Origin of the sequence: Bacillus sp. NPDC077411 (assembly GCF_044543425.1) — a bacterium.
In the GTDB taxonomy this organism is placed as follows: Bacteria; Bacillota; Bacilli; order Bacillales; family Bacillaceae_G; genus Bacillus_A; species Bacillus_A bruguierae.
This window is the reverse complement of the sequence record NZ_JBITWA010000033.1, coordinates 25512-38416: the sequence shown is the minus strand read 5'-3', so window position 1 is coordinate 38416 and position 12905 is coordinate 25512. Positions and strand designations below refer to the sequence as shown.

Here is a 12905-nt window from a genome sequence, read left to right as displayed (position 1 = left end):
GTATTTGTCATTATTATAGGGATACTTACTGTTCTAGCAAGTATTAAGTCATTATTCTAATTCACTATTGAAAGATTCCTAGTGGATAAGATATATAGATGCAAATTGAAAAACCAACATAAAACCCTTTTCTTTTTCGGTGGGCAAGAGCAACTGGCCATGCATAGAATCGGTCAGGGCCTATTTCTGCCACATGCGCAGCGAAAACCAAAAAGAGCAAACAAATGCAGGTTCCTTTTTTCATAGTAGCAATCTATATGTAAAAAAACAAATTGGATTTATATATATATATGTTTTTGGACAGGCTTCTCACCTTGAGGAGTTTGTCCTTTTTTGATCATATGCATAACTTCTATTCCAGCAATCACTTTTTTAGCTGTTTGCAATGATTTTAATCCAAGCATATTGGAGTGCTGCCCCACATCCATCAACTTAAGGATTTAGACTATTTTTGAAGTTAAAAGCACGTTACTATTCTCTTATGTTAATAAGAATAGTAACGTGCTTTTTATGAATATGAACCAAAAACAAGAATTATCTTTATTAGGCCTATAAATAAAGAGCTTGGATTATTTCCAAGTTCTTAATCTATAAACCTGCTGTGCTTCATTATAAAAGTTTTAAGAATTATATAGTTCCAAAACTTTCTCCATTACAAGCTCAGCAGTATTCTCTTCTGGAGGCATCCATATATTTGTAACCGGTCCATATACCACAGGATTTAGTTCTACTTCATACCCTCCGTATCTATATTCTTCTTTTGTAGGTAAATAACCAAGATAACCGTTCGTATAACCACCAAAAAAAGCGAGTTCGTTATTCAGTTGTTCTTTAATCTCTAGAGCTGTTTCTGAAAATGGTTCCATTGGTATGCCAGAAAACGAACCTTCATTAATTTGCAATAACTGAATTTCTAAATCTATTGTTAACTGTCTTATATTTCGTTTGTATTTATCTAACATGCTCGTAAGCCATTCGTCAGTATTTACACCCCAATGTGTTTCAGCTAATTGCGCCATCCGCTTTATTCCATCAGGTTCAGGAATATCGTTTAATTTCATTTGTAATGTGCTTGAAATAGTTTTCAACTTTAAAATTGAGTTGTAAGTAATAGTTGGCAACATCGTTAAGACATTTCCACTTACTATGTAGGCCATTTGTTTTAATGCTTCCATTGAACCACGATATTTTGCATTCACATTTCCCGCGGCCCCCTGAACAATTGTTACAGGACAATTAAGTGTTTGTTCGAGAATTTCCCTAGTCAAACCTGGATAATCAGCTGATAATCTATCACTATCTCCCTTTAAAACATTTGGATGCGCTGTACAAAATACAATAATCCCAGTTAAGTCCTTTGTTTGGTCGTTTCTGATTGCTAAAACACCGATTCGTTTATCCACAACCCCATTTACATCAACACCCATTTTTGCTTTACCATCAGATGTTTTCTCTCTTCGATTTACTCCTATTTCACCTGTTGTAACGTTCCACCCAACTTCAGATAGTCGCATATTGTCATTTGCAATAGCAGCAGCTCTTACTACATTATTGATTAGGATCGTTTTATAAGACGTTACTAACTCATCATCACCAGCTGTTTCGGGACCAGAATGGGTATGAGTATATACAACCATTATGTTTTCAAATGGAACATTCAACTCATTTGCGATTTGCTCCCGAATTGTTACAGTATCTTCTATTAACATCCCTATGTTATCAATGCTTATAAATACGGTCTTTGTTTCACTACTTTCAAACACATATACTGTTGCATAAATTTGTTCATCAATATTACGAATCCCTGTTTCTCTGTGGTATCCAATGAAGTCGATACCTAAGGGTGGTGTGATATCTATCTTATATGTTCCTACGTGACTCATTTGAATCTCTCCAGTTATTTATGTAATTTGTTAGTTCATTTAACTAAACTGTCCAGAACTTTCTTTTACCTTTTTAATTCTACTATAATATTCATCTTTAGAAATATTATAGAACCAACTGTTCACTACTTTATCTTCTAATTGCTAATAAAAGTAAAAAATAATTCTCTACGAAAACACCGCCATCCCTAGAACCAAATCTCCATTCAATATAAAAAAGCCGCTAATTCCAGCGGCCCTCACACATACTTCCGATGCACCATCTTCCCATCATATGAAAACACAACACTCTTATTTTCTACAGTAGACTCCATATGCACCGTTCTTCCCCATACTTGATAAACGTATGGCAATACTTTCTCTAAATATTTTAAATCCAGTTCAATTCCTTCATAACAATGCTTAATGTACAATTCGCCATTCTTTAAATGGTCCCCATCTTCGACAACTAAATACGGAAATCCACCGTTTGTTCTCATATTGACTAGCTGATCACGAACATTTTCCCAATTTTTATCAATGACTTTATAATCTTTTCCTTGGCGCTGGAATAAATACATATCTTCGCGCATGACAAGTTCTTTGTTTAAGTAATTTCGCAGGAATGATACGTCCCATTCAATTTCGCGCACTTCAAAGATTTTTTCTCTTCCTGAGTTTGGTTTTACGCCTTGGCGTATCATTTCTTTTGTCGGATTGTTATAGCGTTCTTCGATGTCTTCAAAAATCTTGATACCGAGGTAGTACGGGTTAATGCTTGTTTTTGACGGCTGCACGACTCCTGCGTTTAGCTTCGCAAATTCAATGGCTTCATCTGAGCTTAAGTCCATTTCGCGGAGGATGCGTTGGTGCCAATACGAAGCCCAGCCTTCATTCATGATTTTTGTTTCAAGCTGCGGCCAGAAGTACAGCATTTCCTCACGCATCATCGTTAAAATATCGCGCTGCCACTCTTCTAGTTCGCGGCTGTATTTTTCAATAAAGAGAAGTAAATCTTTTTCTGGTTGCGGCGGAATTTTTCTTTTCTTCCGTGCATTAGGTAATTCACGTTTCTTATTTCGATTCTCTAAGTTCCATAAATCATCATATGGCGTAGGAGCCTTTCTTGTTTGTTTTTCCTCTTCTTGATTATCTGCACTCCACGAAAACTTTGGTCTCATAAGTGAAGGATCAATGTGCTCTTGAATAGCCAACACTGCATCTAAAAACGTTTCGACTTCTGCTTTTCCGTATTTATGTTCATAAATTTTTACTCTCTCTGCAGTTGCTGCCATACTTTCCACCATATCCCGTTTTGTGTTAGAAAACCGAATATTATTTTTAAAGAAGTCACAATGCGCCAATACGTGAGCAACAATAAGTTTATTTTGAATGAGTGAGTTTGTATCTAATAAAAATGCATAGCACGGATTAGAGTTAATTACGAGCTCATATATTTTACTCAGTCCTAAATCATAATGAAGTTTCATCTTATAAAATTGTTTTCCAAAACTCCAATGTGAAAAGCGTGTTGGCATCCCGTAGGCACCGAATGTATAAATAATATCTGCTGGACAAATTTCATAACGCATCGGATAAAAATCTAACCCAAATCCTGTCGCGATTTCCGTAATTTCCGCAATTGCATATTGCAATGCTTGCTCCTCACTGCTTCTCATCTCTTTTCCCTCCTTACACCTTCCCTTATGAAAGTGTATGAATAGAAGCAAGCTTTCATGAAGATTAAAGAAACTACCTCTATTTATTTTATCTTTTAGATGCGATTAACTTGAAAAACATGTAAAATTTTCTTTAGGAAAACAGTCATTACAAAGGGGACAATACTATGAAAACAATCATGAAAGTTATGACAGTACAAGCATGGGAGAATGCAAAGGAAACAGGAGCAATTGTCGAACCTTCTTTACACGATGAAGGCTTCATTCACTGCTCATTTCTTCATCAATCATTACGAGTTGCTCATAAACATTTTGCGTCAAAACCTTCTCTTGTATTGTTAGCGATTGATGCCGAACGTGTACAAGCAGAAATTAAGTACGAATTAGCTGCAAACGGTGAACGATATCCGCACATTTACGGTGCCATACATACAAGTGCGATTACACACGTCTACACATTACATCAACATAACGATGGAACGTTCACTCTTCCAGCAGAACTCGCATAACAAAAAAAAGGATGCTCATGCATCCTTCTTTGTTATCCTTCAATAATCTCTAGCTTCTCCGTAATCGGCGTACGCTCTTTTCCTTCTGGTACTTTATCAAAATATCCAACATGTAAAATACCAACAATTCTGTGTCCTTTCGTTAAACCAATTGTTTTCATAAAATCAGGATTGTAAATGAGTCCGCCCGTTTTCCAAACAGTTCCTAATTGATGTTCCCAAGCTAGAAGCTGAAAGTTTTGTATAAATGCACATACAGCAGCATAGTCTTCATCACGCTGTACTTGGCGCGGGTCTTCATCCATATAAACAACGATTTGAGCTGGTGTATTCATAAACCGTTCTGTTAGCATTTTTCCGCGTTTTTCTCTTTCCTCTGCTGAAAATGAGCTTAAAACAGCGTTTACAAATGTTTTGCGGCCGTCTCCCATAAATAATTTACATTGCCACGGCTCGCGGTGTTTATGATTCGGTGCCCACGTTGCATCATTTAATAATTCAATCAATAATTCTTTTTCTACTACTTTATTTATAAATGTCCGAATTGATCTTCTTTCTTTCACAACAGTTGCGATGGAAGTATAAGTTGTCATCTTTTCCTCTCCTTCATCATTTTATATCTATATGTATACTCTTTTAGTTGATAAAGATTATCAATTTCAATTATAAGTTAGTTTCCTTATATAAATCAATATTTAATACAAAAAAACTCTTTTCTTTTTATCCCGCTATTCGTGGGCAGTAAGCCCCCCACTGACGGAAGTTTCACTTTATGGACATGTATAGAAGCGATTAAATCCTTTTCCTGACGTAACAAAAAATCGCCTTACTTTATGTAAGACGATTTTTATGACCTGAGAAAACGTATGATAAACGTTGTTCCTTTATCTTGTTCACTCGTTACTTCAATCGTTCCATCGTGCAGTTTCACAAGTTCCTTGACAATCGATAACCCTAATCCAAATTCACCATAGCTATTCGTTCTAGAAGCATCCGCTTTATAAAAACGCGACCACACGGCAGCGACTTCTTCTTGCTTCATTCCTATTCCTGTATCTGTAATTTCAATACTTATTGTTTGTCCTTCTTCTTTTCCTCGTAATAGAATCGTTCCGTTCTCTGTAAATTGCAGACTATTTTTGGTAATGTTCAGTAAAATTTGAAGCAACCGGTCATAATCAGCGTAAACAAATAAACGAGCCGGGACATCGATTTCAATTTTATTTCCTTTTTCTTCTGCTTGCAGTTCTAATTGTTCACTAATGACTTCAAAGATTTCCTTTACGTCAATTTCTTCTTTTTGAAGTGTAATTTCATTTGAAAGAATTTTTTCATAGTCTAACGTTTCATTAACAAGGCGAATCAATCGCTTCGTTTCTTGTTCCATCATTTCATAGCAGCGCTGCTTTTTCTCCTCTGGAATGAGATCATTCTTCATCCCTTCTACTAAACCATTAATTGTCGTGAGCGGTGTTTTTAATTCATGGGAAACATCAGCAATAAATTGACGTTTTCGCTTTTCTAAACGATTGATTTCTGTCTGTGCTTTCTGAAGTTGCTGTGCCATATTATTAAAATCGTTTCCGAGCAAACCAATTTCATCATATTGTCCAATAGGAATATGTACATCATACTGACCTTTTGCAATCATTGCGCTTGCCTTGCGAAGGCGCTGCACCCGTTTTACTAAAGAGCGCGAGAAAAAAATACTGACTACGAGTACAATTAGAAACGTAACACCTGCTGCAATTAATAAATAACGATTTAATTCTGTAATAATTTCAAGTGTACTGTGAATGGGAGACGTTAACATCACACCTCCTTGCAGTTCACCATTTCTCATATATGGAATCGCAACAATTGATACAGGCTGTTCAAATCTGTTCACGTCTCGTTTTATTTTCAATGTTTCACCATGTTGAATTTTCTTCCATTCCGCCTCGCTTAACAATGGATTTTTCTTTACATGAACGGGTGATTGCGTAATTTCTCCCTTTTCATTAAAGATGAAAAACTTTGTGTCACGTGCACGTAATAGACTAGAAAAATGTTTCAATTTCACAACATGAACATCCATTTCCTTTTTTTCAAGCTCATCAATAATTTTAGTCCCATAAGAAGTAAGCTCTTCTACCTTTGTTTCATAAGCAAGATTTTCAGCTAAACTTAAAAACATGACGCTTAATAGAATAAAGGCAACAAGTAAAACAAAAATGTAACTAAACAATAACTTATAAAAATATTTAATCCTTTTCACAGACAGCTACCACTTCATCAAATTTGTAACCGATGCCCCATACAGTATGAATCCATATATGCGAGTCAGTCCTAATTTTTTTACGAAGCCGTTTAATATGTACATCCACCGTTCGTTCATCTCCGTAAAATTGATATCCCCAAATGCGTTCTAAGAGCTGCTCTCTTCGAAATACTTGGCGTGGGTGCTTCGTAAAAAAGAGGAGTAATTCAAATTCTTTTGGCGTTAAATTATTCACTTTCTCGCCGTCTAAAAATACTTCTCTCGTTTCTTCATTAATATGAAAATGATTCGTTTCACTTTTCACCTGTTTTTTAGATAAACGACGAACAACTGCCTTCATCCTTGCGATTAATGCAAGCGGGCTAAACGGCTTCGTAACATAATCATCTGCCCCAATTTCTAACCCTAGCACTTGATCTGCTTCGCTATCTTTTGCTGTTAACATAATGATAGGAACGTCACTGCTTTCTCTTATTTTTTTACATAGTTTTATACCATCCATCCCTGGAATCATCCAATCTATAATAAGCAAATCCCATTCTTTCTTTTGAACCAATGCATATGCTTCTAAGCCATCTACGACAAATGTTACTTGAAAGTTTTCTTTCAAAAAAAACATTTCAAGCATGGAACACACACTCTCATTATCCTCTACAATTAATACATGCATCGCAGCATCTTCTCCATTCATTGAAATCTTTTTCTTCATTTTAAAACTCTTATCATATAGAAACAACTTGCTACTTCTCTTTTTTCGTACATACATATAAAGTGAAACTTCCATCAGCGGGGGTTTTCTTCATCCCCACTGATGGAAAGCCCTCACCAATCGGGCTTTTACGGGCAGTTATCCCCCACCTATCTTCTTCGATTCTCTCTCAATCTTGAGGTGGGGGTTTACTGCCCGTTAATGCGGGATAAATCTATTTTAAATTTTCAACATATAAGTCGCTGCTATGCCTAACAAAACATGAACGCTACTTGCTTTCTCCCTTTGTTTTAATCCTTGCACGTGGCAGGAAAGGGCCCTGACCGCTACTATACATGGCCAGATGCTCTCGTCCTCCCTAAAAAGAAAGGGTTTTTGACGTCATTTTTTCAATTTGTACTTATATAAAACATAATTTGTTCATAGTTTTGTCATACTTTTTGGATAAGCTATAACAAAAGCAATCAACTACATATAGGAGTGATAGAACATGAAGAAAAAGCTAGTAACAGGAATGTTAGCGGTATCATTATTATGCGGAGCAACATCGCTAACTGCATACGCTTCTACGGATAACTCACGAGCAGAAACGAAACAAGAAACGAAACACCACAAATTTATTTCTGAAGAGCAATACAAATCATTAACAGAAAAAGGCTATCAAAAGCATGAAATTTGGAAAGCGGCTCGCATCGCAAAGTTAAGCGGCAAAGATATTAACACTGTATTAGACTACTATAAACAAAAACGAGTATGGAAAGAAACTGCGCAGCACTTCGGCGTTGATGCGAAGAAACTACATAAACATCATATGAGTAAAGAGATGAAAGCAAAATTGTTTCAAAAAGTAGCAGACATGCAAAAATCAACGCCAGACCAAGTGAAACAAACAATGCGTGACTATGAAGTATCTTTATTCCAGCTTGCTGCGCTCAACATTATTTCACAAAAGAGTAACACACCTTTAAATGACGTTTTAAAAATGAAGAAAGACGGTATGAATGTAAAACAAATTGCTGAAAAATTAAATGTGAAAAAAGAGGATATAAAAGCTGAAATGAAGAAATTAAAAGCTGAAATAAAAGTGAAAAAAGCAAAATAAGGAAGGAGTGTATATTCGCTCCTTCTTTTTTACTTCTAAAATTGAGCTACGCTTAATATATGTTTAATACCTGTCCATTTCTCGTAGGAAATAATTGAGGAAACTGTTACAATTTCAGTAAAGTGAAAATAAAGGGGGATGCCAATGAAAAAGCCGCTTTTGTTATGTTGTATGACGGGAATACTTACATTTACAATGATAGGCTGCAACAATACGGAACAAAAACAACCAGCAAAAGAAACGAGCTCATCACATAAACATCATACAGAAGAGCAAAGAGATATTGCCGAAACAACAAAAGGAATCGATACACTTCCTTCTTTCTTATCTGAACATGATGCACAAATTAAAAAAGTTTACGATGTGGCAGGACAGCACGCTGAATTACTTCAATGGATTCCATGCTACTGCGGATGCGGTGAGAGCGCGGGACATAAAAGCAATAAAAACTGCTTTATTCGTGAAATCAAAAAAGATGGTCAAGTTGTTTGGGATTCTCACGCAACAACTTGTGTAAATTGCCTAGAGATTGCACTAGAATCAGCAAGATTAAAAGAAAAAGGTAAATCGCCGCTTGAAATTCGAAAATACATTGATAATAAATATAAAGAAGGATATGCAAAACCAACACCTACTCCAATGCCAAAATCGTAAAATAAATTTTTTTGATGTATTAAAATATTCCCCATTTAAACGAAAGAAAAACGAGGAATTATCTCCCTCGTTTTTTTATGTAAAGCCTCATTAATTCCATCGCACTGTTAACAAATTCTTTCAAGTGTATTTCTTTTTTTCTGTCACACACTATATATAACTCCTCATTAAAGGAGGCACACAATGCACACATACACCGACTACGATAAGGCTCTTTATTACACATATTGCTGTAATTGGGAGAAACTGCTTGTACTTATGGTACAAACAGAAGATCAGTTGTTTTCGAAACGAATTGAACACTTCCTACATGCGTATCAATACGGCAAAGATTTATCAGAAATTGACAAACAGCTTCAACTTTTGTTTCAATATATTGATCATGCTACGCAGAAAACATATACAGAACAAATCCATATGTAAATCACAACATATAAAACGAATGGAGCTCCTACTATGATAAGACGCTATCCCTATGCACCGGGGTAGCGTTTTTGTATATTTTGCCAAGCTATTGTTCATAATGCATATTATGAACATTAAGCAAACGGACGTGATGGTATGAAAAAACACATTTACTTACTTTTACTTATCGTACTATTGATCATTGGTTGTCAAAAATCACCAAAACAAACACCGCCTAAGTTTCAAGGAGTGAAAAACGAACAAGGATTACTTCATGTACTCCTAATTGGAAGCGATTCACGCGGGGAAGCACAAGCTAGAGCTGATACGATTATGATTGCACAATATAATAAACAAGAAAAAACGGTCAAGCTTGCTTCTATTATGCGCGATAGCTACGTAGAGATTCCTACATACGATAAAAAGTATAATAAAATTAATGCCGCCTACTATTATGGCGGTCCTGAATTATTACGAAAAACTATCCAACATAATTTTGGAATCGATGTATCCCATTACGTTACCATCGACTTTGCCGCATTTGAAAAAATTGTAGATACCGTTGCTCCAGAAGGAATTGCCGTAAATGTAACACAGACAATCATCAACGATATGGGATTACATGTACAACCTGGTTCTCAGCGATTACACGGAAAAGAATTATTAAAATATGCACGCTTCCGTCATGATGCTGAAAGCGACTTTGGACGTGTACAGCGCCAGCAAGAAGTACTACAAGCATTGCAAAAAGCCTTTACCGAAAAAGTGCAATCCGTAGACGGAGTCTTCCAATTACCTATGATGGTACAAGACCTTCTCCCTTATATTCAAACTAGTATGGATACTCAAATGCTATTCTCACTTGGCAGTAACGTTCTCGTTCATCCTATCGAAAAAGTGAAAACGATGCGAATTCCAATAGCAAATGGATATGAACCAAAAACATACGAACATGCCGGGGCAGTATTAGAACTTGATCCACACAAAAATAAAGAAGCAATTTACGACTTTTTTATGAATTCAACGAAAGCTGTAAACCATTAAAATCCAATGAAAAACAAGGTGTATATCACCTTGTTTTTTTATTCCCGAGTTTTCAGCGTAAAAAACTTTTATTTTGTCGAATGTTTTGCTTTCTTTTTTCCTCCTCCTCATACTATAATTTTGTATGTAACTATTATAAGAGAGGTATAAAAAATGGACCGCGAAAAAAAACAAGAAGCTCTGTTATTTACCGCTTGGGGAACTTCATTTATTGCTACACTCGGAAGCTTATATTTTTCCGAAATTATGAAATTTGAACCTTGTGCATTATGTTGGTACCAACGTATTTTTATGTATCCATTTGTGTTACTGCTTGGAATTGCAGTGGCACGCAAAGATTACCGCATTGCCACATATTCTTTTCCAATCGCAAGCATCGGCGCTTGTATATCGCTATACCATTATGCCATTCAGAAAATTCCTGCTTTCTCAGAAGCCGGTACAATATGCGGACGAGTTCCTTGTACAGGACAGTATATTAATTGGTTCGGCTTCGTCACAATTCCATTTTTAGCACTAATTGCGTTTGTAATGATTTCAATTTGTAGTTTTCTTTTACTAAAGACAAATAAGGAGATGAAATAATGAAGAAAATGTTTCTTTTCGGCGGTATTGTCATCGCTTTATTAATCGCTATTTTTGCTGTATCAAACATAGAACAAAAAGAAGAAACCAAAACAGATTACTACACAAATAAAATTTCTCTAGACGATATTCGAAAAAGCATACAAGAAAAGAAAGATCAAACGCTATACTTCTACCAAACAAGCTGTTCACACTGCCATAAAGTATCACCAATTATCGTTCCAATGGCAAAAGATATGAACATCGATATGAAAGTTATCGACTTAGAAAATGAACCAAAGGCTGTGTGGGATGAATTTAAAATTACAGGTACACCAACTATCATCCACTTTAAAGAAGGTAAAGAAGTAAGCCGTATTGAAGGAGAACAACCGAAAGACGAATTTAAAAAGTGGTTTACCCAAAATAAAAAGTAACAAGAAAAGGAAACTTCCTGTATACATGAAGTGTGCCCAAAAACCTCACACTATTTGTATAAGGAGGGGGATCCTATGCCAGAAGTACGATGCTCTGTCTCTAACTGCTCATTTTGGGGACAAGGTAACTTTTGTCAAGCAAATGCCATCTTCGTACAACCTGACTCTCAAGAGTCTATACATTCAGAGAACGAGTCATTTACAAATTCAATCTTATCTGGACAGATGATAGAGAGTTCGGCAACAACAAGTGTAGAAACATGTTGCCATACATTTCAGCCAAAATATTAAACCGCTGCCCATCTCATCACACTACATGAGATGGGCTTTCTTTTTCGCCTTTATCATCGTACACTCTTATATCCAAATAAACCCTTGCTTCCAAACATCATGCATCATTGCAATATATACAATAAGAATAAAAGCCGTTCCTCCCAATGTAATCCGGCGATATATACTATCTTCACACTCTCTCGCTTCAACAAATGCCCATACAAATCCCACTAATAACAATAAGTCTATATACGGAATGTACATAGAAAAGATAAATGAAATAAACAAATATATAACAAATAAACACAATGCGATTAAAAAAATTTTAAATGCAAATTTACCGTCTTCCTTTTCCATTGCATATTCCCCCTCACTTTTACAACATTCTATTCAAGGAAGAATTCAGATGCGATATAAAATGAAACTTCCATCAGTGGAGAGTTTTTTCATCTCCCACCTATCTTCCTCGTTTCTCTCTGAATCTTGAAGTGGAGGATCTTACTTCCAGTTAATGCGGGATGAAAAAAGGATACCATGTCCAAACGGTATCCTTTACTTTACTTCGTATTTTCGTTTATATATATTGCTTAATACGGAGTAAGGAACTTGCTCATACTTTACTGTCGTTTCTTTTTCATCCATAATATATAAATTATTCCCTATATAATAAAATCCTTTCTTTCCTTGCGAATACACAGGATATACTTCATTCGGTAATACTGTTTGAATTTCTGTAAATTGTCCGTTCGGCTCTTGCCAATATATTTTCGTCTGATCGATCGTTGTAATCTTCCCAATCTGCTCTTCCTCTAGCATACGTCCGTTCCAGCTGACAACCCGGTATCCAAATTGATGCGCTGCATATTCAGGAGATGTATGAAAATGAGTAATAATTACCCTCGTTTGTAATGGAATTCGCTCATACAACCATTGAATATCTCGATCATACATACGAATACATCCGTTCGACTCACGTCTGCCAATCGTCCATTCACGATTTGTCCCATGAATTCCATATTCATTTTTATTTAAGCCCATCCATCTAGTACCAAGTGGATTATTAGGTGCACCACCTGGAATATTTTTTCGATGATATTCTTTATTTTTATATTTATTAATAATGCAAAATGTTCCTTCTGGTGTAGGCGTGTTTTTCCTGCCTGTTGTAATAGGAAAAGTTCGTACATAGTTTCCATCTTCAAAAAAAGATAATTGATTTGTTGCTAAATTTATAAGCAATAAATGATCTGCCTTCTCAGCAAAAGCAATTGGTACCCATAAAAAAAAGAAAAGAAATAATAATGCAAGTGAACATGCTTTTTTCATCAATGTCACCTCTATATTCCCCTCAAAATCTCACCATGAAAATACTATGGTTCATTTAGTTTTTACTATAAATTCAATTCT

15 protein-coding genes and 1 pseudogene are annotated in these 12905 nt (G+C 35.7%); 8 read left to right on the top strand and 8 right to left on the bottom strand.

What is annotated here, in order from left to right; all coding sequences use genetic code 11:
* Positions 1-278: 278 nt before the first annotated feature.
* The 3 genes and pseudogenes from ACIGHG_RS24670 to ACIGHG_RS24660 form a co-directional block, all read right to left on the bottom strand.
* Positions 279-407, bottom strand: a pseudogene (locus ACIGHG_RS24670) (IS6 family transposase); the annotation flags it as partial.
* Positions 408-620: 213 nt separating this feature from the next.
* A complete protein-coding gene (locus tag ACIGHG_RS24665; protein WP_396551083.1) occupies positions 621-1883 on the bottom strand; it encodes a neutral/alkaline non-lysosomal ceramidase N-terminal domain-containing protein in 1263 nt (420 codons plus the stop codon).
* A 239-nt stretch (positions 1884-2122) separates the two neighbouring features.
* The gene (locus ACIGHG_RS24660) at positions 2123-3541 is read right to left on the bottom strand and encodes a SpoVR family protein (RefSeq protein WP_396551081.1); all 1419 of its coding nucleotides are present in this window, start codon (positions 3539-3541) and stop codon (positions 2123-2125) included.
* A 167-nt stretch (positions 3542-3708) separates the two neighbouring features.
* On the opposite strand from ACIGHG_RS24660, the gene ACIGHG_RS24655 reads away from it, so the two are divergent.
* On the top strand, positions 3709-4050 hold the full coding sequence (locus ACIGHG_RS24655; RefSeq protein WP_090919214.1) for a DUF952 domain-containing protein: 342 nt from the start codon (positions 3709-3711) through the stop codon (positions 4048-4050).
* Between the two features lie 32 nt (positions 4051-4082).
* On the opposite strand, the gene ACIGHG_RS24650 is transcribed toward ACIGHG_RS24655, so the two are convergent.
* The 3 genes from ACIGHG_RS24650 to ACIGHG_RS24640 form a co-directional block, all read right to left on the bottom strand.
* Complete coding sequence (locus tag ACIGHG_RS24650; protein WP_336474589.1) at positions 4083-4643, bottom strand: nitroreductase family protein; 561 nt, start codon at positions 4641-4643, stop codon at positions 4083-4085.
* A 254-nt stretch (positions 4644-4897) separates the two neighbouring features.
* On the bottom strand, positions 4898-6307 hold the full coding sequence (locus ACIGHG_RS24645) for a sensor histidine kinase (RefSeq protein ID WP_396551079.1): 1410 nt from the start codon (positions 6305-6307) through the stop codon (positions 4898-4900).
* A complete protein-coding gene (locus ACIGHG_RS24640) occupies positions 6294-6980 on the bottom strand; it encodes a response regulator (protein WP_396551091.1) in 687 nt (228 codons plus the stop codon). Before ACIGHG_RS24640 ends, ACIGHG_RS24645 begins: the two co-directional genes overlap by 14 nt.
* 529 nt (positions 6981-7509) lie before the next feature.
* Here ACIGHG_RS24640 and ACIGHG_RS24635 point away from each other — a divergent pair.
* The 7 genes from ACIGHG_RS24635 to ACIGHG_RS24605 all read left to right on the top strand — a co-directional run bounded on the left by ACIGHG_RS24635 (position 7510) and on the right by ACIGHG_RS24605 (position 11516).
* The gene (locus ACIGHG_RS24635) at positions 7510-8121 is read left to right on the top strand and encodes a hypothetical protein (protein ID WP_396551077.1); all 612 of its coding nucleotides are present in this window, start codon (positions 7510-7512) and stop codon (positions 8119-8121) included.
* A 144-nt stretch (positions 8122-8265) separates the two neighbouring features.
* Entirely contained in the window at positions 8266-8775 is a 510-nt protein-coding gene (locus ACIGHG_RS24630; RefSeq protein ID WP_396551075.1) for a PCYCGC motif-containing (lipo)protein, read from the top strand.
* A 183-nt stretch (positions 8776-8958) separates the two neighbouring features.
* Positions 8959-9198, top strand: a complete 240-nt coding sequence (locus ACIGHG_RS24625; RefSeq protein WP_396551073.1) for a YhdB family protein — start codon at positions 8959-8961, stop codon at positions 9196-9198.
* Between the two features lie 138 nt (positions 9199-9336).
* The gene (locus ACIGHG_RS24620; protein WP_396551071.1) at positions 9337-10224 is read left to right on the top strand and encodes an LCP family protein; all 888 of its coding nucleotides are present in this window, start codon (positions 9337-9339) and stop codon (positions 10222-10224) included.
* A gap of 153 nt (positions 10225-10377) precedes the next feature.
* Positions 10378-10809 (top strand): disulfide formation protein C, encoded by a 432-nt coding sequence (locus tag ACIGHG_RS24615; RefSeq protein ID WP_396551069.1) that lies wholly within the window; start codon positions 10378-10380, stop codon positions 10807-10809.
* On the top strand, positions 10809-11225 hold the full coding sequence (locus ACIGHG_RS24610) for a thioredoxin family protein (RefSeq protein ID WP_396551067.1): 417 nt from the start codon (positions 10809-10811) through the stop codon (positions 11223-11225). The genes ACIGHG_RS24615 and ACIGHG_RS24610 overlap by 1 nt, the downstream gene beginning before the upstream one ends.
* Before the next feature lie 75 nt (positions 11226-11300).
* Complete coding sequence (locus ACIGHG_RS24605) at positions 11301-11516, top strand: DUF1540 domain-containing protein (RefSeq protein ID WP_396551065.1); 216 nt, start codon at positions 11301-11303, stop codon at positions 11514-11516.
* A 66-nt stretch (positions 11517-11582) separates the two neighbouring features.
* Here the strand turns inward: ACIGHG_RS24605 and ACIGHG_RS24600 are convergent, their stop codons facing one another.
* Positions 11583-11855, bottom strand: coding sequence for a hypothetical protein (locus tag ACIGHG_RS24600; protein WP_090919188.1), 273 nt, complete (start codon positions 11853-11855; stop codon positions 11583-11585).
* Between the two features lie 195 nt (positions 11856-12050).
* Positions 12051-12824 carry a L,D-transpeptidase gene (locus tag ACIGHG_RS24595; protein ID WP_090919185.1) on the bottom strand — a complete coding sequence of 258 codons (774 nt, stop codon included), beginning with the start codon at positions 12822-12824 and terminating at the stop codon, positions 12051-12053.
* Positions 12825-12905: the final 81 nt, after the last annotated feature.

Excerpts from the sequence above, each read along its gene's own strand:
- ACIGHG_RS24665 (WP_396551083.1), bottom strand. The coding sequence starts at position 1,883 with ATGAGTCACGTAGGAACATATAAGATAGATATCACACCACCCTTAGGT.
- ACIGHG_RS24660 (WP_396551081.1), bottom strand. The coding sequence starts at position 3,541 with ATGAGAAGCAGTGAGGAGCAAGCATTGCAATATGCAATTGCGGAAATT.
- ACIGHG_RS24655 (WP_090919214.1), top strand. The coding sequence starts at position 3,709 with ATGAAAACAATCATGAAAGTTATGACAGTACAAGCATGGGAGAATGCA.
- ACIGHG_RS24650 (WP_336474589.1), bottom strand. The coding sequence starts at position 4,643 with ATGACAACTTATACTTCCATCGCAACTGTTGTGAAAGAAAGAAGATCA.
- ACIGHG_RS24640 (WP_396551091.1), bottom strand. The coding sequence starts at position 6,980 with ATGCATGTATTAATTGTAGAGGATAATGAGAGTGTGTGTTCCATGCTT.
- ACIGHG_RS24635 (WP_396551077.1), top strand. The coding sequence starts at position 7,510 with ATGAAGAAAAAGCTAGTAACAGGAATGTTAGCGGTATCATTATTATGC.
- ACIGHG_RS24630 (WP_396551075.1), top strand. The coding sequence starts at position 8,266 with ATGAAAAAGCCGCTTTTGTTATGTTGTATGACGGGAATACTTACATTT.
- ACIGHG_RS24625 (WP_396551073.1), top strand. The coding sequence starts at position 8,959 with ATGCACACATACACCGACTACGATAAGGCTCTTTATTACACATATTGC.
- ACIGHG_RS24620 (WP_396551071.1), top strand. The coding sequence starts at position 9,337 with ATGAAAAAACACATTTACTTACTTTTACTTATCGTACTATTGATCATT.
- ACIGHG_RS24615 (WP_396551069.1), top strand. The coding sequence starts at position 10,378 with ATGGACCGCGAAAAAAAACAAGAAGCTCTGTTATTTACCGCTTGGGGA.
- ACIGHG_RS24610 (WP_396551067.1), top strand. The coding sequence starts at position 10,809 with ATGAAGAAAATGTTTCTTTTCGGCGGTATTGTCATCGCTTTATTAATC.
- ACIGHG_RS24605 (WP_396551065.1), top strand. The coding sequence starts at position 11,301 with ATGCCAGAAGTACGATGCTCTGTCTCTAACTGCTCATTTTGGGGACAA.
- ACIGHG_RS24600 (WP_090919188.1), bottom strand. The coding sequence starts at position 11,855 with ATGGAAAAGGAAGACGGTAAATTTGCATTTAAAATTTTTTTAATCGCA.
- ACIGHG_RS24595 (WP_090919185.1), bottom strand. The coding sequence starts at position 12,824 with ATGAAAAAAGCATGTTCACTTGCATTATTATTTCTTTTCTTTTTTTTA.